Below are 21,067 nucleotides of genomic sequence, written 5' to 3'. Positions count from 1 at the left end.
GAATGACGTGTCATGAGTGATCTTCACACCAAGTACATGGGGCTAACCCTGAAGTCGCCATTAGTTGCCTCCGCCGGCCCCATCCAGCAGAAAGTCGACGGGGTCAAGGCCCTCGCCGACGCCGGGGTCGGAGCCATCGTCATGTACTCCCTATTCGAGGAACAGGTGAGGCACGAGGAGGCTCGGCAAGCCGAAATCGAGCTAGAGTACATGGACTCGTTCGCCGAGTCGCTGAGCTTCTTCCCGACCGTGGCCAGCAACGAAGGCGGCATTACCGAACGCTACCTCGCCCATCTGGAGGCCAGCGCCAATGCCGTTGACATCCCCGTCATTGCGTCCCTCAACGGGGCCACAAACGGCGGCTGGGTCGACACCGCCAAGCGGATGGAGGACGCCGGCGCGGCAGGCATCGAGTGCAACATCTACATGGTGCCCGGCGACCTTGAACAGTCAGCCGAAGAAGTCGAAGACCGCCACGTCGAGATCGTCCAGGCCGTCAAAGACGCCGTGAGTGTACCGGTTGCTGTCAAGCTCTCGCCGTTCTTCTCGGCCCTGGGCAATATGGCCACCCGTCTGGATGCCGCTGGTGCCGACGCCCTAGTGATGTTCAACCGGTTCCTGCAGCCCGACATCAACGTCGAGACAATGCAAGTAGAGCCCGGGGTGTGGCTGTCTTCCCCGGCTGACGCTCGCCTGCCACTGACGTGGATTGCTGCACTGTCGGGCCGCATTGGCGCATCGCTGGCTGCGTCCTCAGGTGTCGAGAGCGCCGCCGACGTTGTCAAATACCTGCTTGCTGGAGCCGACGTCGTTATGACCACTTCAGCGTTGGTGCGTCACGGCACCGGGTACGCGACCGAGCTGCAGAAAGGACTGGAGTCCTACCTGCAACGCAAGGAGGTCAACCTCGACACGCTGCGCGGAATGCTCGCTGTCCCAAATGATGCGTCGACCGCCGAGTACGAACGCAATGGTTACGTCGCGGCCCTCGAGAAGGCCAAAACAACCTACGGATCCTGACCCTCGAATGTCCAGAGGGGCCGGTGGCGATCGTCACCGGCCCCTCGTTATGTCCGACACCTATCGCTGACAAGTGCACGGGCGATGCGCCCTGCCCGGGAGAGCCCACGTTTCTCCTCAACCTCGCACCTCTCCCCGGCTCTCCCCGCGTGTGGCAATCGGGGTAATGATGATGTCCGGTGCCATCTCAGGTTGCTCAGTCATTACTCACCAACCGAGATACCACACCACCTCTCGAGCGAATAGCGGTATCCAATGGCCAGGGCGCTACCGCAAAGGCGCGGTGTCGAACCCGCCGGTTGAGCTGTAATGCTGGTGCGCGAGGCCATCACATGATCACCCCGACTCGACGTCATCTTGAACGTGCCAGCCACAAGCTCAGGGAACCGATCCGAGCGCCATGATCGGCCGCTGCCGGAATCGGTCAGCGGACCCTGGGGCCAGCCGTGGTAAACGGGTTCCGCAGAGGGCCCCGCGCTACCTTGGCTGCCTCCACGACGAAACAGAACCAGAATTTCCACGAGTTATCATCGATTGAGTACCGCTTCCGGTCGTCAGGAGGATCAATGTCCCGCCCATCACACTTCACTGCCCCATCGCCCTCGAAGCGCCACCCCTTACGCACCTTGAGCCGTCTCGGAGTAGGCGGGCTACTGGCTTACGCCGGTGTCGGTCACCTCACCTTCGTCCGCGAGGAGTTCCAAGCTCAGGTACCCGATTGGGTACCGGTCGATGACGACACGGTTGTCTGGCTGTCAGGTACCGCCGAGATCATCCTCGGCGCCGCCTTACTGTCAGGCCGTCACAAGAAGTTCTGGGGACGCAGCGCAGCTGCCTTCTTCGCCGCAATTTTCCCTGGCAACGTCGGCCAACTCGTCGAGCACAAGGATGGATTCGGCCTTGACGACGACCGCAAGCGCGCAATTCGCTTGCTCTTCCAGCCCATCCTGGTGGGCCTAGCTCTGGAAGGCACCCGCGAGGACTAACACCCTCAGGGCTACGGCTCCGGTCGTGGCTCTGTCCATAGGCAGCGACCATGCCCGGTAGGGTTAGTGTGCGCCCAAACCCAGGAGGAAAGATGCCGCAACGCAAGGTCAGCGTGATCAATCACTACGCCTTTCCACCGGGATCGGGCGGCATCACCCGGAACTTTGACATGTTTTCCCGGCTGCGCGGCTGGCAGCCCCATTTTTATGCTGCCAACATCAACCACACCTCCGGTGAGCGCATGACGGTTGACGACCCGCGCTACACCCTCGTCCCGATCCCGGAGTACAAGGGCAACGGAGTCAAGCGGGTCCTCGGCTGGGTTGCCTTTGCCGCCGGCGCCGGAGCCCGCGCCCTAGTCCGCCCGGCCGACGTCATTTTTGCCTCCTCCCCACAGATTTTGTCCCCCGCAGTCGGGATGGTCGTCGCCGCTCTTCGTCGCAAGCCATTCGTCGTCGAAGTCCGCGATCTATGGCCGGAATCCTTGGTATCGGGCGGCGCCCTCAAGGAGGGGTCAGCCCTGCACAAGGTGCTGCAAGGGTTGGAAAAAACCATCTACGCCCACGCTCGCCAGATCGTCGTCGTCACGAAGGGCTGGGAGGACCACTTCCGCGAACTCGGCATTAACGTCGACAAGGTCACCGTCGTCCCTAATGGCGCCGACCTGGCTGAATACGAAGTCAAAGAGTCCCGCGAAGAGTTGCGCAAGGAGTACGGCATCTCCGGGTTCACCGCGGTGTTCTCGGGAACCCATGCCAACTACGTCGGACTGGACCTCATCGTCGATGCCGCCCGTCGCCTGCCCGACGTCAACTTTCTGTTGGTCGGTGCCGGGGCGCGTAAGCAGTGGGCCATTGACGAAGTCGCCAAGCTCCGCCTAACCAACGTCACTTTCCACGACCAGGTGCCGAAGTCAGAATTGGTGCGCATCCTGTCGGCCTGCGACGTCGGTCTGCACACGGTATCCCCGCAGTCGGTCTTCGACAAAGGTATGAGCCCCAACAAGCTCTACGACTACATGGCTGCCGGGCTAGCCGTCGTCTCCAACGCCAAGGTGCCCATCCGCGACGTCATCAGCGACGACGAGGTGGGCGCATGCGTCGACTCCACTGACCTGGTAGCCGGTATCGAGCGGGTACGTGACGCCGACGAAGCCACCATGAAGCGCTGGCACGAGCGGGCCCGTGAACTCATGGCAAACAAGTACTCCCTGCAGGCATCCGTCGACAAGCTGGCGAGGGTGCTCGAGAAAGCACTATATCGCTGAGCGCGCGTCAGTTCAGCCGAACAACACCGCCGCCAGGGCTGGAACCGCGACAACAAACGCTGCAAGCACCACTCCCCACAGATCACGAGCATGCCAGCGCGACTCCAGCGCATAGGTCCGGCGGGTCGCCGTCGCGAATCCGCGGGAATCCATCGCTCGGCTAAGGACTTCCGAGGACCTCATGGCATACAGCACCATCGCGAAGGTCATTGACGACAGGTACGTGATCCGCGAGGACAGGGACCGCTTGGGGCCCAACCCGCGCAAGTTACGTACATCGGACTGAATGTGCCACTGGTCACCTAGGTGACCCATCCGCACCACTCCGGCCATTGAAGCCACCACCGGACGCTGCGGCAGGTGGGTCTGCTGGGCCAAGGCGTCACCCAACCGAGTAGGGTCGATGGCCGCCGAGGCCAGCGCCCCTGGCAGGACAAAGACGAGAATCCTCAGTCCCTGACGAGTCGCCTCGCTCCAGGCGGACGGGTCAGTGAACCCGCTGTGCAGTAACAGGGTCGTCCAGACCAGCATCACCGCAGCGATGAGAACCGGCACCGTCCGCACCACCAAGGGTTTGACACGGCGGGAGCACATCGGGGCCATCACGGCAGCCGGGATAAGTCCCATAGCCCCCACGAGGGGGGAGCGCACAAAGAGAGACCCGAAAATGCCAGCAATGGCAATGAGAAAAACAACGAGGGGGTTGATCGTCGTCAGGAAGGCCGGTTTTTCTCCCGGACGCTCATTGGGAGTGGGGTCCGGGACGCGGTAAGAGGCGACGTCGACAACCTCGTCTGCCATAGCTATGACCTGACGATCGTGGGAGGAAACGACGACGGCGACACCTGAGTCAGCAGCAGCACGAATCGCTGACAGCACGCTCACGCCGCGGTCGTCGTCGAGGCCGACAGTCGGCTCATCGAGGAGGAGAAGGTCGGGGAGCTGGGCCACAGCTGCCGCGATAGCAAGGCGCCGCTTCTCGCCCCCGGAGCACGTCATGGGGTGGGAGTCCAGGAACGGTTTGAGCCCGAAGGTCCGCACCAAGTCCCTAAGATCGGCGTTCTCCGGGACCATCGGCGAGGCAAACAACTCGTCGGCAGCCGTTCGAGCCACCAGGTAATTCTCCGGGTTCTGCGGCACCCAGGCGGTCTGGTCAGGCAGGGTGAGTTCGCCAGACGCGGGGACGTCAAAGCCAGCGAGCAGCCTCAGCAGGGTGGATTTGCCAACCCCACTCGGGCCCGACAGAACGGTGATGTGACCACGCCGGGCAGACATGGTGACACCACGCAGCAGCACGTCGTCGGACTGGGGACGGTGGGCATCGAGGGAGCTGGTAGAAGCAACCACCTCGCCCGCGATGGAGGTGTGTGGCGGCAATGACGTTGCCTCACGCGAGTCCAGGAAGTCTTCAAAGTCCCAGATCTTCTTGAGGGTGCCGTGGTCGGTCAATTCGACGACCTGGTCAAGGACGCCACGCCACTGGTCGGGATGGTGATCGACGACGAGCACAGTTCGGTCATGGGCCATCCTGGCGACCTCATCACGGATCGCCGTAGCCGACTCCTCGTCGAGCATGGAAATGGGCTCATCAAGCAGCAACAGCCCGGGATTGGTGGCGAGGATCCCGGCGATGGCGAGGCGCTGCATCTGGCCGCCGGACATCTTCGTAGTCGAGTGGTCCATGGGCATGGTGAACCGCGCTCGTCGTTGGGAATCCTCGACGATCGACCAGATGTCCTCACGCGGGACACGATGGTTCTCCGGGCCAAAAGCGATGTCTCGTCCGCATGTAGCAGCAACGACGGAGTGGATCGGTTCCTGCTGCAACAGTCCGACGTTCACGTCGCCGGACCACGTGTTCACCCGCCCGGTGAGGTCGTAGCTCTCTTCCTCCAGTAAGCCGCCGACGGCGTGCAGCAAAGTGGTCTTACCAGCCCCCGACGGTCCAGATACAAGTATCCGGGATCCTGCCGCCAAATGGAGGTCGATGGGGCCAAGAATGGGCTCGTCGCGATCAGGAACGCCGACCGTCAACTCCTCGACATCCACCGGCACCGCCCGGCGACTAGAAACCTCGTCAACGTGGTCAGCATAGGTCAAGACGTCAGTCATGACAGGTTTCGCGATGAGGTTGTGCTCCGGGGTGACTTCCCGCCACGCAATTCACGAGAAACTGCGAAGGGGCTGAGCGCACCGGCAGCCGCGAGGCCACGGACGATACCCCATGCCACCAGACCGCCAAGCAGAGCCCCGGAAACGATCATGAAAACGAAGTAGACGATCGTATCGCCGAAACGGAACATCGGGTAGTAGGAGATGCGCTCGTAGATGGCCTCAGCGAAACCGGTAAGAGCCCCGGCCACCAGGACGAGCTTCGGACCGGCCTTACGGTAGGCGACGACGAGCAAACATAGTTCCATCGGCAGGGCCTGGACGACACCGGAAATGAGGGTGCCAGCCCCCCACGGGCCGCCGAGAGCAGCCTCAACGGTGGCCGCCAGAACCTCGGAGAGTAAGGCTGCGCCCGGCTTACGAACGATGAGCCCGGCAAGAAGTGCCGGCAGGAACCAGATGCCAGAAAGGATGCCCTCAATGGGCAGATACACCGACGTGGCCGGCTTGAGGAGGCTATATACCGCTCCATAACCGAGGAAGATGACGCCGAATGCCACAGCAATCATCACTGGGGTCACGATGTCGATAGTGCGGTATCGCACGGTGAGTTTGTCGTTGGTCATAGAAGTCCTTCCGCTCATTCGGAAGGGGCGCGAAAGCGCGAAGAGCCCGACTCCCTACGCCGGTCCTAACCGGTTCAGGTTCGAGGGTCTGGGCAGTGCCCACTCTCAGCATCCGACGATGCTCCCCTGTCGTTGCCCTCGATCATAGCTATGACGCCGTGAGATCACCACCGCTCGACGCCACTCGACGCCCGCAAACCATCCGTGGCAATCATGGTTGGGAAACACCCCGGAGCCACTCCTGGTGGTTACCCACGGAATCAAAAACCAATTCACCACACGTATCTTGCCCCTGGAGGACGCCACATCAGTTCCCCCGCAGGGCGCGGTTCGTGCGCTTAGTAGGTGTGGCTGTCATGGGGTCCTCCGGCCACGGGTGTTTGGAGTAGCGCCCCCGGTTTTCAACCCTCACCGCGGGATACACACTGGCCCAGAAACTCGCCAGATCGTCGGTGACGGCCAAGGGCCGTCGCGCCGGGGATAGCAGGTGGAGGACCACCCTCACCCTGCCGTCACACACCGTCGGGCCGTCAGCCCAGCCAAAACACTCCTGAAGTTTGACTGCAAGAACCGGGGAGGTGTCACTGCCAGGCTCGGGGTAGTCGATGCGGATCCGCGATCCGCTGGGGACGGTGATGGTCTCGGGGACGACCTCGTCAAGACGAGCGGATTCCCGCCAGCCCAGCAGCCCCCGCAACCCCGAAGTTGCGTCACTTCCCCGTCCTGCCGCCAACGCGTCAAGGTCAAGCCACTCCTCGGCGCGGGCTAGCAGAGCCTCATCGCTGACATCGGGCCAGGGATCGCCAAACACCCGATGGGCAAGGGCAAGACGGCGTCGCAAAGACTCACCGTTCTTCGTCAGGCTCGCTACGTCAAGTCCCCCAGACCTCACCGCTTCCAGCGCCACGTGGCGAGCCCGTACCGGATCTGGGCGGACCGGGGTCGACGACAACTCGATCGCACCGAGGCGCAACACCCGCCTGCCCCGTACTTTCCCGCCATCCCAAGTCACCGTTGTGTCGCTCGTCAGCATCGCCTCACCGGACTCCAAAGCAGCCGACTCCGAGAGCGGGACAGCGGCCCGGATGAGGGCGCCACTAGTAATGCGCGAGGTACGTGCCACCGCCAGCCACGGTTGCCCGAGCAGCCCTGGAGGGCAGTTGCGAGGAAGGTCAACCCCCGTGCCACAGGCCAGTAGATACGACGCGGAACCCTCCCCTCGACTGCGAGCAATCCACCCCGGGCGAGCGAGGGAAACGACGGTGGCGACGGCATCGTCATCGGTGATGTCGGTAGGGGGAACGTCGTTGATGAGCCGGGCCAGCCGATCAGCTTCGCGGCGCCACATCACAGCCTCTGGGTGTCGCCCCGATCGCAATTGACGCCATTGCCCAACGAGGTCGACCTGGCCGTCTTCCAGGCCAAGCATGGCGGCGATCTCAGCACAGCGGCGGGATCCGACGATGGCGGCACCGTCGGTCAAAGCCCTTGCCAGACGTGGGTCAAGGGGAAACGTGGCAAGGTGACGCCCCCTCACCGTAATCCGCCCCTCCGCGTCGACAGCACCCAGATCTCGCAGTTCCTCTTCGGCCGCAGCTACCCGATCCTGTGGCAATGGTGTTGGCAGTGCCATCCCTTCGCCACGAGGAGATCCCCACACCGCCAAAGACAACAGGGACGCCACAAGGTCGGCGTGGTCGACCTCGGGGGTAGGGTCGGCATTCATGCCCGCCCAGTCCTGGGCACGCAGGCAGCGCACGGCTACCCCTGGGCCCAGACGAGCTGCGCGTCCGGCGCGCTGCACTGCTGAGGCGCGGGATTCCCGGACCGTCACTAAGCCCGTCATACCTCGACCACGGTCGAGTCTCGGTTCGCGTGACAACCCGGAGTCAACAACGAGCCTCACACCAGGCACCGTCAGGGAAGATTCTGCGACAGCCGTCGAGACGATAACGCGGCGCACATTCCCCGGATCTGACAGAGCGTGATCCTGCTCACGTGCCGACATCGCCCCGGACAACCCGACCACATCTATCCCGGCGAGTCGGGAACGCAAATCCGCGACGACGTGGTCGACCTCGCGGGCGCCCGGAACAAAAACAAGTGCCGACCCTTCAGTGTGGCGATCAAGCGCGTCAACGGTCACAGTGCCAAGATGACCGAGAAACTCGCGACTCACTCCCCGAGATTCCACAGCAGCACCAGCTGCCGGTGCCCACTCCACCTCGAGTTCATGCAGAGCGGAGGCCACCTCGACAACCGGCGCCGGCTCAACACCACCGAGAAAGGCCGCCCACCCGGAACTATCAACGGTCGCCGACATCGCGACAATGGTCAGATCATCGCGCAATTGAGCAACTTCGCACACCATTGCCACGACGAGGTCAGCGTCGAGGTGCCGTTCGTGGACCTCATCGAGGACGACAGCATCCACCCCAGTCAGGTCGGGGTCGCTGAGTAGACGGCGCAGCAACACCCCGGTAGTAACGAACTCCACCTTGGTGTCGCGGGTTGTCGTCGACTCGCCGTGCACGGTGTGCGACGCGAACTCCCCGGGGCGGGTCCCGGTTAGCGCGGCAAGTCGGCGAGCAGCGGCTCTCGCTGCCACCCGGCGAGGCTGGGTGACGATAACCCGACCAGAACACCTCGAGGCCACCAACGGCGGGACGAATGTTGTCTTACCAGTACCCGGTGGAGCCACGATGACGGCCCGCCCACCATGTAAAGCCGTGGTGATCTCGTCACGGTAGGCGGCAACCGGAAGCCCAGCCCCAACTCTCGCCAGGTCTGGACCACAATTCCTCGTCACTGAGCGGTCCCCCACCCCAGCGTCTCCCTGTCGTCGAGAGGGTCAGGAGCGGTGGCCTCAGCAACAGACCGATCGGTCATCGCCTCAGCGGGAGCGTCAGCCAGGGACCAGCTCGTCGCGGGAATCGCCAACCATGAATCAGCCACCCTTTCAATGATCATCGTCATGATCATGACTGCGTCAGGCTCGGCCCCCGGCAACGTGGCAAATTCGTCAGGACTGACCCACTGCAGCTCTTGAGACTCCCCCGAGCGCGGTTTTTCCGCCGGATCGCCATGGGCGACCATCGCCATGACGATGTCGGAGTGGAAATGGCCCGGGTAGGGGCTGTGGGTGTTGAGGAGCACCGGGGTGGGATGCATGAGGTCGTGTATGCCGTCGGGCAGCCGGTCCCAGGGTTGCAGAACACTCAATTGGTCGATGCTGTAGCCCGTCTCCTCATGAAGCTCGTGTGCCAGGGCCTGCCAGGGATTCTCGGTATGTTCGACGTGCCCGCCAGGCTGGATCCACAGGTTCATTTTGCGGTGTTTGTGCACCAGCGCCTTCCACTGCTGACGACGAACGCCGTCAGACGGAAACTGTTGAGGATCCACGCACTGATCGTCACGTCATGTCCGTGCGGCTGCGTATGGAGATGTGGCATGGTCCCAGCCTGTCACGCTGGAAGCGGAAGTGCCCCTTCCGCGCCTTTTAATGAGACCTAACTCATTGCGAGTTACACCACATTTTTGGGAGTATCGTCTCATTGCAACATCATTCGGAGGATTACGATGGGCATCAATAACCTGTTGTCAGACATCGGCCTGCCGGGCCTGGGCTGCAAACCGGTTCTGACGGGCTCCAAGCCCCGAGTTGTCATCGTCGGTGCCGGATTCGGTGGCCTGGCTGCTGCCGAAAAGACTGCCGAGGCAGGATGCGACGTCACCCTCATCGACCGCAACCCGTACACCACATTCCAGCCGCTGCTGTACCAGGTGGCGACCGGCGGTCTCAACCCTGGTGATGTCACCTACCGACTTCGCTCCTTCGCTGCTCACAACGGTCCTCACACCCACTTCCGTCGCGCTTGTGTGACCGGCATCGATACCGAGAACCGGATTGTCGAGGTCGACAACGGCGACCCGATCTCCTACGACTACCTCGTCCTGTCCCAGGGCGTCGGGGCCAACTTCTTCGGAACTCCTGGTGCCGCCGAAAACTCGTACACCATTTACACCCGTGCATCCTCGCTGCGCGCTCGCGACGCGATCTTCACCTACCTTGAGGATCTCGACACCCAACGTGACAAGACCTTCGACGTCATCATCGTCGGCGGCGGCCCGACCGGCGTCGAAATGGCCGGCACCCTCGCCGAGATGAAGTCAATCGGCATCCCGGCGATCTTCCCGGGTGTGTCCACCGACCGGGTCCACGTGACGCTCGTCGAGATGGCCAACCACCTCCTCATGCCCTTCGACCCAGCGCTGCGCCACTACACCCGCCGCCAACTGCAGAAGCGCGGCGTGGACGTGCGCACCAATACCGCCATCGCTGAGGTGCGCGAAAATTCCGTGCTCCTCAAGGACGGCCAGACTCTCCCGGCCGACATGGTCATTTGGGCCGCTGGCGTCGGTGCCCACAAGTCTGTTACGAATTGGGGATTTGAGCAGGGCCGAGGTGGCCGCATTGCTACCAACGGCACCCTCCTCGTCAAAGGCCAGGATCGCATCTTTGCTGTCGGCGACGGTGCCATCAACACCGAGGATCCCAAGCCCCAGCTCGCCCAACCTGCCATCCAGGGAGGCGAGTGCGTTGCTCGTCAGATCGTTCACCTCGAGCTCGGCGAGCCGCTGGAGAAGTTCGAATACAACGACAAGGGCACGATGGCGACGATCGGCCGCAACTCGGCCGTCGTGCAGCTATCCGAAAAGCTCAAGTTCACCGGTATCGGTGCATGGCTGACATGGGTCACCGTGCACATCTTCACCCTGCTGGGCGGCCGCAACCGTCTGCAAGCCATGATCAACCTCGGCGCCCGCTACATCGCCTTCCATCGTGAGGCCGGAGCCATCGTCGGTGATGTTCTCAGCGAGGAGGGTAAAGAGAACATGAACAGGAATGCCCTTCGCGACGATGATGAGAAGGGCGCTAAACCCATTGATGGGAAAGAGTGAAAAGATGAGTAAGCCCGAAGTCAGCCCTGAAGAGATCAACAAGGGCACCCTCGTTGCCGTCGCGGTGGCTGCTGTCGCCGTTATCGGGATCGCACTGATAGCCATGCGTAAAAGCCCTAAGGATAGGAAAACGGGCTCCCAGGACCCGTCCTTGTTCGAGAATCTCGCCACGCGCAGGCCTTCCGGCGGGCGAGTGACCCAACGTCGCGACCCTCGAGCTGATGGTCATGCAACCCCGATGGGTGGCACCGGGCGAGTCTCAACAGCCCCGGACTTCTACTCCTACAAGTGACGATTCGGTGGGGGTGACGCGAGAGCGTCGCCCCTCCGTTCGCCGTAGTGAGACGTGAACCGGGAGCAGCACAACCCATCGATCTACGGTGGAGTCACTCACCAGGGCTCCCATGCCAGACCCCAAACTTCCTAGTTTGAGCTGGCTAGCCTTGAGCTTTCCCCTCGGGGTCCTCCTCCTTGGCGCGCTGTGGAAATCGGGTATCTGAGTACCAGTCATGCTGCATGAAATTGCAGCTGAGTTGACCATCACCCCGATTTCCACGGCGCGCCAGAGCCGAGGGGCCGCGAAGGATAGAGCAGGGTCAGGCCTGGTTTTCCGACACGTGAGCCATGTACCGAGTTGCGCCTCAAGCTGGGGCGGCACCGCTCATGATCCGTCGCAAAGCGAACTCGGTAAACATAGTTTTGGGTCGATGACGCCGGTGGAGGTGGGAAGCGAGCCAGTCTAGGACAAACCTCGGGTTCTCGCGAAACATTGTTGGGGTGACGTGAAGCACCTTCCAGCCATGGCGGTCTAAATGCGCTGAGCGCATCATGGTCGCCTCAAACCCGTCAATCGTCCCGTGTACCGATCGACCATCAATTTCCAAAGCCACCTTCTCAGCCTCGAAGGCCCGGTCCAAGTAGTAGTAGCGGCCGCCCACACGAACCTTGTGATTCGGTTTGTGCCCCGTGATTCCAGTAGCGCGCAGTACTCTGCCCATCTCTAGTTCTGGAATCGACCACGCAGCCAGACAGATGTCGGCCAGAGCAGTATCAACCTTGGTCTTGGGATACCGACCTGTCAGGCTCTTACGAGCCTGCCGGCATGATTCGGGCGTCACGACTCGCTGCCGGAGAGCCTCACACACCCATTCCCACTCGCCCTGAATAGCCAGTATGAGAACCGACACTTCAGCAGTAGCGATGCGAATTTGCTCCCGCTCGGTAATAAACCGGTGAGGTATATGCCACCGACGCACTCGAATTCCCGGCCGGGTGAGACGACGAGTTGTAGAGAAAGCCTCCACCTCCTTAACGCCGTAGAAGTCCATGGACCGGGTTGTACCCGGGGCTTTCATCCCGAGCATGATAAGAGCAGCCTTTCCGACCAACACAACGTCACGGTGCCACAACAACAACGCCCGGATAATGATCCTCGGGTCTCGGGCCACAGCAGTCGCAGCGACCACCCCCGGCAGGACGCGGACAGCCTCCCCTCGAGCTACCGCCCGGTCGGCCTGGCCCCGCACATAGCTGTGCCGGTGGATTCGGGCAACGCCGCGTCGGTCGAGTCGTTCTCCAAGATTCCTCACACTAAAAAGTTGTCGTCGGAGGAGCCGATTTCCGCCAACCGTTTTCGGTTCTGTGGACAACCTCGGTCGAGGTACTCACACAGCTTGTGGAAAACTGCCTCGTGACCCTAGCACCTGCTACCGGGAATAGCTTTGGGGCCGATCATTACCCGAATCGCCACACGGTGGCTGGAAAGAGCAGCGGAGACTCCACCAACTGTTGGCCGGGCACGTAACCGGGGAATCAGCCCTCGAGCAAACCGGCTACCAGATCGGTCAAGGCCTCGGCCTGGGACTCGAAGTTGAGCCCCGTCTCAACCGCTCGACGCCCAGCACAGCCCATCTCCCGACACCGCTGCGGGTCCGCCAAGAGCTCGCTCAGGGCATCTGCGGTAGCTGCGGCATCCTCAGTATCAACAAAAATCCCAGCCCCGTAACCATCGAACATCTCGCGCCAGGCCGGAAAGTCCGAAGCCGCAAATGGCACTCGGGAAGCCATGTACTCGAACAGTTTCGTCGGCAACGACGCGACATAGTTCGGCAGCGGCTTGAGGAAGACCAGTCCTACCTGCGCGCTGGCCAACACCTGCGGCACCTCGGTAGGGGCGACCAGCCCGAGAGGCTCCACAAACCCTTCTGCCACGGCATGCTCCACCGTCTCCTGACAGCGTGGCAGCACACGTCCGGCCAGCACCAAATGCGCTTGTGGCACCTGCTTACGGACTGTGCGCGTCACCTCGATCATGAAGGAAAGTTTGCGCTCCTCCGACAGGTCCCCGACGTATACGAGCTTCCCCGGCACCGGCTTGGACGGCACCGTGTAATTGTCTAGCCACGGGTAATTGCGCACTACCGTCACTGGGGCGTGGGGGAACCTTTCTCCCACGGTCGGTGTAGCAGCCACAACGGCGTCGGCGCTGCGCTCGGCCAGCCCTACAAGTCCGCGAGCGGCCATCTTGGCCAGCGGCCGCGTCACCGCGCCTAGGTACGGCTTAGTGTCGACCTGGCCAATGAGGTCCTCGTGAGCGTCGTAGATTACCTTGCAGTGGTGGCGCCGACGCCACACCAGTGCCAGCGGAATGAGCTCCGGGTCGTGAATATGCAGCACCTCGGGCTGGAGGGCTTGCAGGTGGCGCCATGCCTCCCGCTGACTGACGACGAGTCGGCGGACCCGGCCTTCCTCGCGATGTAAGGCGACGACGGGGACCCCTTGGTCGATCCGGTCACGGTCAGCGGAAATGACGAGGTGGTAATCGTGCCCGGCTGCGACAAGAGCCTTGGCTTCTTTGTTGAAAACCCGGTTGTCGTGACCGTGATGAACTGTCGAAAGGGAGACGACCCTGCCGAGGCGGGAAGAATTCGCCATCAGGAACGGTCTCGCTCGCCGGTTTTCAACAACACGGTGGCGACATTGCGAGCCGCCTTGCCGTCACCGTAGGGATACCCCGGATCGCCCTCGGGGTGCGGGCGCGTGGCGTACTCGCCCAGGTGCTCGGCATCGGGATCAAGCACGTTCCAACCGTTTTCGACGGTCTCCACCCACTCGGTCTCGGTACGCACCGTCGTGCAGATAGTGCCAAGCAGGAAGGCTTCTTTTTGCAAACCACCCGAGTCGGTGATGACGCCAGCGGCGTTGGTGACGGCGTTAACCATGTCGGGGTAAGCCAACGGGTCAATGGTGGTGAGGTTGCCGCGAGCGATAGTCATGCCGTCGGCCTCAGCGCGGGCGCGCAAGCGCGGGTGCACCGGCAGGATGACCTTGCGATCTAGGTTGCCGAGGGCGTCAAGAATGTGGACCAGACGCTTGGGGTCGTCAGTGTTGTCGGCACGGTGGATCGTCGCCATAACGTACTCCTCACCCACCTCAACACCGGGCACCGGGCGCCGGTTGGCGAGGACGGAATCGCGCACCTGCAGGCACACGTCGGTCATGACGTCCCCGACGAGAACTGCACGGGCGGCCAGCCCCTCATCGGCCAGATGCCCCATGGCTACCTCGGTCGGGGCCAGGCACAGGTCTGCGGCGTGGTCGGTGAGGACTCGGTTGTGCTCCTCGGGCATGCGACGGTTGAAGGAACGCAGCCCGGCTTCCAGATGGGCCACCGGCAGGTGCATCTTCACCGCCGAGAGGGTGCCGGCAATGGTCGAATTGGTGTCGCCGTAAACGAGCACCCAGTCTGGGTCCATGTCCTCAAGCACCGGATCAAGCTGCTCGAGCATTCGACCGGTCATGACGCCGTGAGAGCCGCCTCCTACACCAAGATGCAGGTCCGGGTTCGGGATCCCGAGCTCGGCGAAGAAGGAATCCGACATGTTGACGTCGTAATGCTGCCCGGTATGGATGATCTTGTGGTCAATCCCCTTAGCCGCGAAAGCCTTAGCCACCGGGGCTAATTTCACGAATTGGGGACGAGCCCCGACGATGCTCACGACGCGCACGACGCAATCCTCTCGATGAGATGGTCAGCCTCTCCCCGAGGCCACATGACAGCGCCCGAATCGGGAACTGGGCGCAATGCTGGCACTCTACCTTCCACTACCCACCGTGACGACCTGAACAATGCTGGCGAACTGCATCATCGATGGTGTCCCGATACGCCTGCTCCATGAGATCGAGGCTATGCTCCCACGAATACATCTCGACGACGTGGTCGCGACCAGCCCCACCCATACGCAGACGCAACTCGACGTCATCAACCAGCTGCATCAGGGCGGTAGCGCTGGCAATAACGTCACCACGGGGGACGATCAAGCCGGTAACACCATCCTCGACGACCTCTGCCGGACCATCCGCATCGCTGACGACCGCTGGCAGTCCACAGGCTCCCGCCTCGATAATCGCCACTCCGAAAGACTCCGAATCCAGGGTCGATAAGGCGGCAAAGATGTCCAAACTACCCAAGGCATCTCTGACCTCAGAATGATCAATGGCACCGCGAAACTCCACCGAACCGTCCGGGACAAGACGGCGAGCCAAGACCTTGAGGGGATTCTCGTCTGGGCCGCCGCCCCAGATACGAAGGACGGTATTAGGCCGTTCATCATGGACCCGACTGAAGGCACGGATGAGTTCGCCGATCCCATATTTGGAGTGGAGAGCCTTGATAGTCCCGATGCGCACCACCCCGTCACCGCCGTTCGCATCACGCCGCTTGTCAAAGGGCGTGAGTATTTCCGTATCAACACCGAAGGGGGTGATGGATATGGGTTTGTTCACCAAGTCACGCGTGACACGCGCCATGCAGTGGCTTGTCGATGCGATCCGAGTAGCTGAGATCAAGTTGGATCGAACCATGTGACGCATGAGGGGATTTGCCCGGGGGGAATCGTAAACGTCACTCCCCCACACCGACAGCAGCATCGGGGCGTCAATATGGGCAAAGCGAGCGAGCAGACCATAACCGGTCGCATAGTGGACGTTGACGATGTCAGGTTGCACCCCAGCCGCCACTGATCGCAGCCAGCCGGCATTGACGACGTATTTTGCCTTCCCGCCGTGTGGGGCCAGGTGGATCCGAACTCGGGGATCAATGGAGTGACGGCCCGCCGGATGGACTGATGCCAGGTGAACCTCGTGACCCCGCTTGACCAGTCCATTGACCCATCGAACGGTGTGGATGGACGATGCCGCACTGACAATAAGTATCCGCACACCTTCCCCTCTCGTACTGCAACGCCGATGCCCGCTCTCCTTTAAGGCACCGGCGGTCCCACACTACCGTGACCTACATACGTCCAGACACGACATGCGGTGGAATTCAGTCACCTCGTCATTGCGGCGTTTCCTGACGGGACGAACTCGCCGCCAAAACACATACCAGCCACCCGAGTTGGTTCACCGACTGAACCAAGTAGGTGCTGTTGGCAAGTGAGAGCACCGGCATTGCAGTGATGAGAGCCGCCCCCCACCATCGTCGCGACCGCCAACATCGACCAATGGCCAGACACCAACACACTGCGACTAGAGCGGTAACGACCAAACCGTATTGGGAGGCAATCTCCAGGATCCCGTTATGGGGATCGGACTTGCCATGCGGAAACCATCGCTTTGGCGCAGCGAGGATGTTAGCCCGGTATCCTCCCGGACCCGCTCCAAGCAGGGGGTACTCCATCACGAGCGCAAGACCCCAAGCCAACAAAGTAGTCCTCACCGCGAAGGATGATGGGCCCTCATCGTTGTGGTGAATCAGTACACCGATGAGCCTGTGCCATACCAACCCGGCTTGGTGCAGGTGCGTCACCACGATTACCACGACGACGGCGATGACCACCCCGGGAAGCACCCAGCGCCACCGTCGAACCGCCCACAACCGCACCATGACGGCCAATAACAGCGCCGCGTAGACTATGCGACTGTCCGTCGCTAGTAACAGCCCTAAACCGGTCACCGCCGTGGCTATGGCAGCTATCCGCACCCACCGAGTAGCGCTTCGCACGCCAACCACACCGACCCATACGGAGCCTATAGCCAGGAAAACCGCGTAAAGGTTGGGGTTGGTGAGCCACGTCGCCGGCTGGCGATAAAGCCCTGGATGGTTCCGCCATGCCCCGTCGGCGTAAGTGCCCAAGTGTCGCGCGGTAAGGATTTCCCAGACGGCCAGCGGTGCCCCCGCCCAGACTGCGACCGCCCAACCGATCGCAACATCGCGTAAGGCACGCTCACGGCGTATGTGCCTATCCGAGATAAGTCTCGCCACTGACCATGCCCCCGCCAGGGCAAGACCGGCCCCCATCAGGCTCGAAAGATCCCGATGCGGGCCCAGCCTCATAGCACCTACCACACCGGTTACGGCCCACGCCACCGCAACGACCACGATGGCGCAAGCTGCGCGGCTGAATCGTCGCACCCAGGCGGGATAAATCCATCCCGTCACTGCGCACCCGACTAGCAACACCACCAAGATGCGGTAGCCAAACACTCTCCCACTGCCGGCCCAGGGCCCCAGGAGGGCTGCCGGGGGCAACAGCACCAACAGCCCCTCGACGATCATGTCGAGGAAGCTGCCGGGGTACTCAGGCCTCCCCGTCACCAACGACGATGACCTCGACGTCTCCCCATACGGCCGGATCGACGACGTGACGACCGTCGACGAGCACCTTGATACCCGGCAGGTCCGCCGGGGTCAGTTCGGCGTACTCGGGATGGTCAGCCTGCAGTAGGGCGCCGTCAACCGGATCGCCGATGTGGTAGGCCTTAAAGCCGAACTTGCCGAGCTCCTCGTCGGTGAACATCGGGTCGTGGACGCTGACGTCAGCGCCAACCTTGGCGAGGATGTCAACAGTCGGGAAAACCCCGGAGAAAGCAGTTTCCTTGACCTTGCCCCGATAGGAAGCGCCAAGGACGACAATCTTTTTACCGGACAGATCACCGAGCACCGAGGCGGCCTGGTCGACGCAGTACTGGGGCATCGTCATGTTGGCCTCGCGGGCAGTGCGGACGATGGTGGCGTCCGGATCGGTCCACAAGTAGAGACGCGGGTAGACGGGGATGCAATGACCTCCGACGGCAATGCCGGGACGGTGAATGTGGGAGTAGGGCTGCGAGTTGCAGGCGTCAATGACCTTGTAGACGTCGATGCCGTTGGCCGCAGCGTACTTGCCGAACTGATTGGCCAGGCCAATGTTGACGTCACGGTAGGTGGTCTCGGCAAGTTTGGCCATCTCAGCGGCCTCAGCGGTGCCCATGTCCCAGACGCCGTTGGCGCGAGGAAGGTCGTCACGGTCGTCGAAGTCGAGAACTTGCTGGTAGAAGTCGATGCCCTTGGCAGTGCCCTCGTCGTTCAAGCCGCCGACGAGTTTCGGGTAACGACGCAGGTCAGCGAAGACGCGACCAGTGAGAACGCGCTCCGGGGAAAAGACGAGGTGGAAGTCTTTGCCTTCACTCAGACCAGAGATCTCCTCGATCATGGGCTTCCAGCGATTGCGGGTGGTGCCGACTGGCAGGGTGGTCTCGTAGGAGATGAGGGTGCCGGGGGTGAGGTACTCGGCCAGCGACTTGGTGGCATTTTCCATCCAGCCGAAGTCCGGTTCCCAGGTCTCGTCGTTAACGAAGAGCGGGACGACGAGAACTATCGCGTCGGCGCCGGGGATGGCCTGGGAGTAGTCGGTGGTGGCGGTGAGCTTGCCTGCCGGGACAAGCTTCTTCAACTTCTCGTCAAGAAAGGCCTCACCGGGAAAAGGCTCATTGCCCTTGTTGATCTCGTCCACGACGCGCTGCTGCACGTCGACGCCGATGACGTCGTGACCCTTCTCGGCGAACTGCACGGCCAGGGGAAGCCCGATCTTGCCCATGGCGACGACGGCAATTTTCATTCCTGAACTCCTTGGGATTCGCGAATACTCCGTCAGTCTATCCGGGTACGGCACCTAGACGAGTCCGTGTTATGCTCACGCCGTCGCAAAGACGCTCGCACCAGGCCCCGACAAGGCCTTTCGCAATACGCAGTTGCGGCGAATGGTATTCCCAAGGAGAGCCCGTGTATCCCGCCGAAAGACACAAGTGGCTGATCGATACTGCCCGCGAGACCGGTCGAGTATCGGTTGCTGAAGCCTCCACTGCACTAGGAGTTGTCCCCGAGACCATTCGCCGTGACCTCGACCAGTTGTGCAATCAGAAAATGCTGCGGCGGGTACACGGTGGCGCTATCCCGATCGAGTTCGACCTGCTGGGCGACCAGCCCCTCGCCACCCGAGACTCCTCGGCAGTGACGCAGAAGGAACAAATCGCCCGGGCGGCACTATCCCATCTACCTAGTGACAAGGGGTCAATCATCCTCGACGCCGGGTCGACAACCGGCCGGTTAGCGTCGATCATGCCCTCCACAAGGCGATTCACCGTCTTTACGAACTCATCCCCAATCGCCAGCACGGTGGCTACCCACAGCAACTGTGACGTCCACCTGCTGGGAGGACGACTGCGCCCCACTACCCAGGCCACCGTCGGTAACGTTGACGCCATTGCCCGACTCCGCGTCGACGTTGCCTTCATGGGCACTAACGGCATTTCCCCGACGCACGGCTTATCCACTCCTGACGCCGATGAAGTTGCAACTAAGGCGGCAATGGTCGCGAGCGCCCATCACGTCGTAGTTCTGGCCGATTCTCGGAAGATGGGTGCGGAATCGACGATGAGGTTCGCAGAGCTGGGCGACGTTGACGTCATCATCACCGACTCTGGGGTGACTCCTCACCAAGTCGAGATGCTGCACAAGGCTGGCGTCGACATCGTCATCGCCTGACATCGGCCGCTGGTAACCAGCGACACAACCCCTTTTCTGCTGGAGAGCATCACACCGGACGCCACGAACACCGCTTCGATAAGCTCCACCGCGCGGTGTGGAAATCTGGGTGATGATCGCGTCAGCACCCATCGCCCATGGCAGTACCCCACGTCGTAACCCGGATTGCCACATCGATGTTTGGACCACCTATGCCAGCCCTCGCTCCGAGAAACCTACACAACAAATGTCCGTATTAGTGTGTTTACGAACTAGAGTGTCACACATCCCAACATTGATGGTTCTCTCGGGCCCGAGGAACCGTTGGCCAAAGCCGAAGGAGTCCACGTGATCGTCACCGTCACGCTCAACCCGAGCATTGACCGCACAGCGCCCATAGCTGGGCCGCTGCGGCGCGGTCAGGTGAACCGACTCGGCAGTTCCACCGAGGTCGCCGCCGGTAAGGGGGTCAACATCTCGCGAGTCCTTCGTGGGGCTGGAATCGAAACCTGCGCCGTGGTGCCAGCCGGAGCCAAGGGCCGCCTGCCCCTCGGCCTCAGCCACGACGACATCCCGCACCTAGTCGTACCCGTTGCAGCAGCGGTGAGAACCAACCTCACCATCACCGAACCTGACGGCACTACAACCAAGATCAATGAGCCCGGATCCGACCTCAGTTCCGAGGAGCTGACCGCAGTTGAGGAGGCCATCGTCGAGAAGTCCTTCGGTGCGCAATGGGTCGTACTGTCAGGATCCTTACCCCCGGGCGTACCCACACATTGGTATGCCACAATGACCGACCGCCTCCATGAGGTCGGCGTCAAGGTCGCCGTCGACACCTCCGATCAACCCCTCCAAGAACTGGCGGTCCGCCTCCCCGACTGTGCCCCTGACCTCGTCAAGCCGAACTCCGTCGAGCTCGGCCAACTATGCGGGATTGACGGCGGCTCCCTCGAGTCCGCTGCCACAAGGGGACAGTTCGACGACGTTGTCGTGGCCGCCCGAGGTCTGCACGGCATCGCCGAGGTCATCGTCACCTTGGGCGGGACCGGCGCTCTGCTCATCACCGAGCACGACGCCTGGCACGCCCGGCCAGAGCCGGTCAAGGTGAAGTCGACTGTTGGCGCCGGAGACTCCTCCCTGGCCGGATTCTTGCTGGCGCGCGCCCACGGCGACCAGCCCGAAAACTGTCTGCGCGCCGCCGTGGCGTGGGGCACAGCAGCCGCCGCTCTACCGGGGTCAACCATGCCAACCCCGTCTCAGGCAGACGCCATTCACGTCAGCCTCACCCACCTGTAAGGAGAACTG

General features: G+C 62.1%; 17 protein-coding genes, 3 pseudogenes and 1 riboswitch. Of the genes and pseudogenes, 7 read left to right on the top strand and 13 right to left on the bottom strand.

Translation table 11 applies throughout. From position 1 onward, the window contains the following. Nucleotides 1–12: 12 nt before the first annotated feature. On the top strand, nucleotides 13–1,020 hold the full coding sequence (locus LRP59_RS02820) for a dihydroorotate dehydrogenase-like protein (protein ID WP_002522911.1): 1,008 nt from the start codon (nucleotides 13–15) through the stop codon (nucleotides 1,018–1,020). Nucleotides 1,021–1,223: 203 nt separating this feature from the next. Here LRP59_RS02820 and LRP59_RS02815 read toward each other — a convergent pair whose 3' ends face one another. Then, nucleotides 1,224–1,448 (bottom strand): hypothetical protein, encoded by a 225-nt coding sequence (locus LRP59_RS02815; RefSeq protein WP_002521019.1) that lies wholly within the window; start codon nucleotides 1,446–1,448, stop codon nucleotides 1,224–1,226. Nucleotides 1,449–1,586: 138 nt separating this feature from the next. Between LRP59_RS02815 and LRP59_RS02810 the strand changes: the two genes are divergently transcribed. Next, nucleotides 1,587–2,006 (top strand): MauE/DoxX family redox-associated membrane protein, encoded by a 420-nt coding sequence (locus LRP59_RS02810; RefSeq protein ID WP_002512874.1) that lies wholly within the window; start codon nucleotides 1,587–1,589, stop codon nucleotides 2,004–2,006. A gap of 92 nt (nucleotides 2,007–2,098) precedes the next feature. After that, nucleotides 2,099–3,274 (top strand): glycosyltransferase family 4 protein, encoded by a 1,176-nt coding sequence (locus LRP59_RS02805; protein ID WP_002512873.1) that lies wholly within the window; start codon nucleotides 2,099–2,101, stop codon nucleotides 3,272–3,274. A 12-nt stretch (nucleotides 3,275–3,286) separates the two neighbouring features. On the opposite strand, the gene LRP59_RS02800 is transcribed toward LRP59_RS02805, so the two are convergent. The 4 genes and pseudogenes from LRP59_RS02800 to LRP59_RS02785 form a co-directional block, all read right to left on the bottom strand. Next, nucleotides 3,287–5,386 (bottom strand): ATP-binding cassette domain-containing protein, encoded by a 2,100-nt coding sequence (locus tag LRP59_RS02800; protein ID WP_002512872.1) that lies wholly within the window; start codon nucleotides 5,384–5,386, stop codon nucleotides 3,287–3,289. Beyond that, nucleotides 5,383–6,012 carry an ECF transporter S component gene (locus tag LRP59_RS02795; RefSeq protein ID WP_002512871.1) on the bottom strand — a complete coding sequence of 210 codons (630 nt, stop codon included), beginning with the start codon at nucleotides 6,010–6,012 and terminating at the stop codon, nucleotides 5,383–5,385. Before LRP59_RS02795 ends, LRP59_RS02800 begins: the two co-directional genes overlap by 4 nt. A gap of 34 nt (nucleotides 6,013–6,046) precedes the next feature. Continuing rightward, a riboswitch (TPP riboswitch) is annotated at nucleotides 6,047–6,150 on the bottom strand. A 169-nt stretch (nucleotides 6,151–6,319) separates the two neighbouring features. Continuing rightward, complete coding sequence (gene hrpB, locus LRP59_RS02790; RefSeq protein ID WP_002512870.1) at nucleotides 6,320–8,836, bottom strand: ATP-dependent helicase HrpB; 2,517 nt, start codon at nucleotides 8,834–8,836, stop codon at nucleotides 6,320–6,322. Then, a pseudogene (locus LRP59_RS02785) lies at nucleotides 8,818–9,464 on the bottom strand (NUDIX hydrolase). Before LRP59_RS02785 ends, hrpB begins: the two are co-directional and overlap by 19 nt. Nucleotides 9,465–9,591: 127 nt before the next feature. On the opposite strand from LRP59_RS02785, the gene LRP59_RS02780 reads away from it, so the two are divergent. Further along, nucleotides 9,592–10,974 carry an NAD(P)/FAD-dependent oxidoreductase gene (locus tag LRP59_RS02780; RefSeq protein WP_002512868.1) on the top strand — a complete coding sequence of 461 codons (1,383 nt, stop codon included), beginning with the start codon at nucleotides 9,592–9,594 and terminating at the stop codon, nucleotides 10,972–10,974. Continuing rightward, nucleotides 10,961–11,266, top strand: coding sequence for a hypothetical protein (locus tag LRP59_RS02775; protein WP_002521016.1), 306 nt, complete (start codon nucleotides 10,961–10,963; stop codon nucleotides 11,264–11,266). The genes LRP59_RS02780 and LRP59_RS02775 overlap by 14 nt, the downstream gene beginning before the upstream one ends. 349 nt (nucleotides 11,267–11,615) lie before the next feature. Here the strand turns inward: LRP59_RS02775 and LRP59_RS02770 are convergent, their stop codons facing one another. The 7 genes and pseudogenes from LRP59_RS02770 to LRP59_RS02740 all read right to left on the bottom strand — a co-directional run bounded on the left by LRP59_RS02770 (nucleotide 11,616) and on the right by LRP59_RS02740 (nucleotide 18,854). Further along, nucleotides 11,616–12,563 carry an endonuclease domain-containing protein gene (locus tag LRP59_RS02770; RefSeq protein WP_002512866.1) on the bottom strand — a complete coding sequence of 316 codons (948 nt, stop codon included), beginning with the start codon at nucleotides 12,561–12,563 and terminating at the stop codon, nucleotides 11,616–11,618. Further along, a pseudogene (locus LRP59_RS02765) lies at nucleotides 12,560–12,709 on the bottom strand (toxin HicA). The gene LRP59_RS02770 and the pseudogene LRP59_RS02765 overlap by 4 nt, the downstream one beginning before the upstream one ends. Nucleotides 12,710–12,786: 77 nt before the next feature. Beyond that, a complete protein-coding gene (locus LRP59_RS02760) occupies nucleotides 12,787–13,908 on the bottom strand; it encodes a glycosyltransferase (RefSeq protein WP_002512865.1) in 1,122 nt (373 codons plus the stop codon). After that, the gene (gene wecB / locus LRP59_RS02755) at nucleotides 13,908–14,981 is read right to left on the bottom strand and encodes a non-hydrolyzing UDP-N-acetylglucosamine 2-epimerase (RefSeq protein ID WP_002512864.1); all 1,074 of its coding nucleotides are present in this window, start codon (nucleotides 14,979–14,981) and stop codon (nucleotides 13,908–13,910) included. Before wecB ends, LRP59_RS02760 begins: the two co-directional genes overlap by 1 nt. A 97-nt stretch (nucleotides 14,982–15,078) precedes the next feature. After that, nucleotides 15,079–16,194 (bottom strand): glycosyltransferase, encoded by a 1,116-nt coding sequence (locus LRP59_RS02750; protein WP_002512863.1) that lies wholly within the window; start codon nucleotides 16,192–16,194, stop codon nucleotides 15,079–15,081. 118 nt (nucleotides 16,195–16,312) lie between these two features. Then, on the bottom strand, nucleotides 16,313–17,572 hold the full coding sequence (locus tag LRP59_RS02745) for an O-antigen ligase (protein WP_148378464.1): 1,260 nt from the start codon (nucleotides 17,570–17,572) through the stop codon (nucleotides 16,313–16,315). Continuing rightward, on the bottom strand, nucleotides 17,556–18,854 hold the full coding sequence (locus LRP59_RS02740; protein WP_002512861.1) for a nucleotide sugar dehydrogenase: 1,299 nt from the start codon (nucleotides 18,852–18,854) through the stop codon (nucleotides 17,556–17,558). Before LRP59_RS02740 ends, LRP59_RS02745 begins: the two co-directional genes overlap by 17 nt. A 164-nt stretch (nucleotides 18,855–19,018) precedes the next feature. On the opposite strand from LRP59_RS02740, the gene LRP59_RS02735 reads away from it, so the two are divergent. Next, nucleotides 19,019–19,780 carry a DeoR/GlpR family DNA-binding transcription regulator gene (locus LRP59_RS02735; protein ID WP_002512860.1) on the top strand — a complete coding sequence of 254 codons (762 nt, stop codon included), beginning with the start codon at nucleotides 19,019–19,021 and terminating at the stop codon, nucleotides 19,778–19,780. Here LRP59_RS02735 and LRP59_RS02730 read toward each other — a convergent pair. Then, nucleotides 19,770–19,954 (bottom strand): annotated as a pseudogene (locus tag LRP59_RS02730) (hypothetical protein). The gene LRP59_RS02735 and the pseudogene LRP59_RS02730 sit on opposite strands and share 11 nt — an antisense overlap. A 129-nt stretch (nucleotides 19,955–20,083) precedes the next feature. Here LRP59_RS02730 and LRP59_RS02725 point away from each other — a divergent pair. Next, complete coding sequence (locus tag LRP59_RS02725) at nucleotides 20,084–21,058, top strand: 1-phosphofructokinase family hexose kinase (RefSeq protein ID WP_187361749.1); 975 nt, start codon at nucleotides 20,084–20,086, stop codon at nucleotides 21,056–21,058. Nucleotides 21,059–21,067: the final 9 nt, after the last annotated feature.

This window comes from Cutibacterium sp. 37298, from assembly GCF_023838685.1.
Classification (GTDB): domain Bacteria; phylum Actinomycetota; class Actinomycetes; order Propionibacteriales; family Propionibacteriaceae; genus Cutibacterium; species Cutibacterium acnes.
The sequence above is the reverse complement of the archived record's forward strand: the minus strand, read 5'-3'. Positions and strand labels throughout refer to the sequence as shown.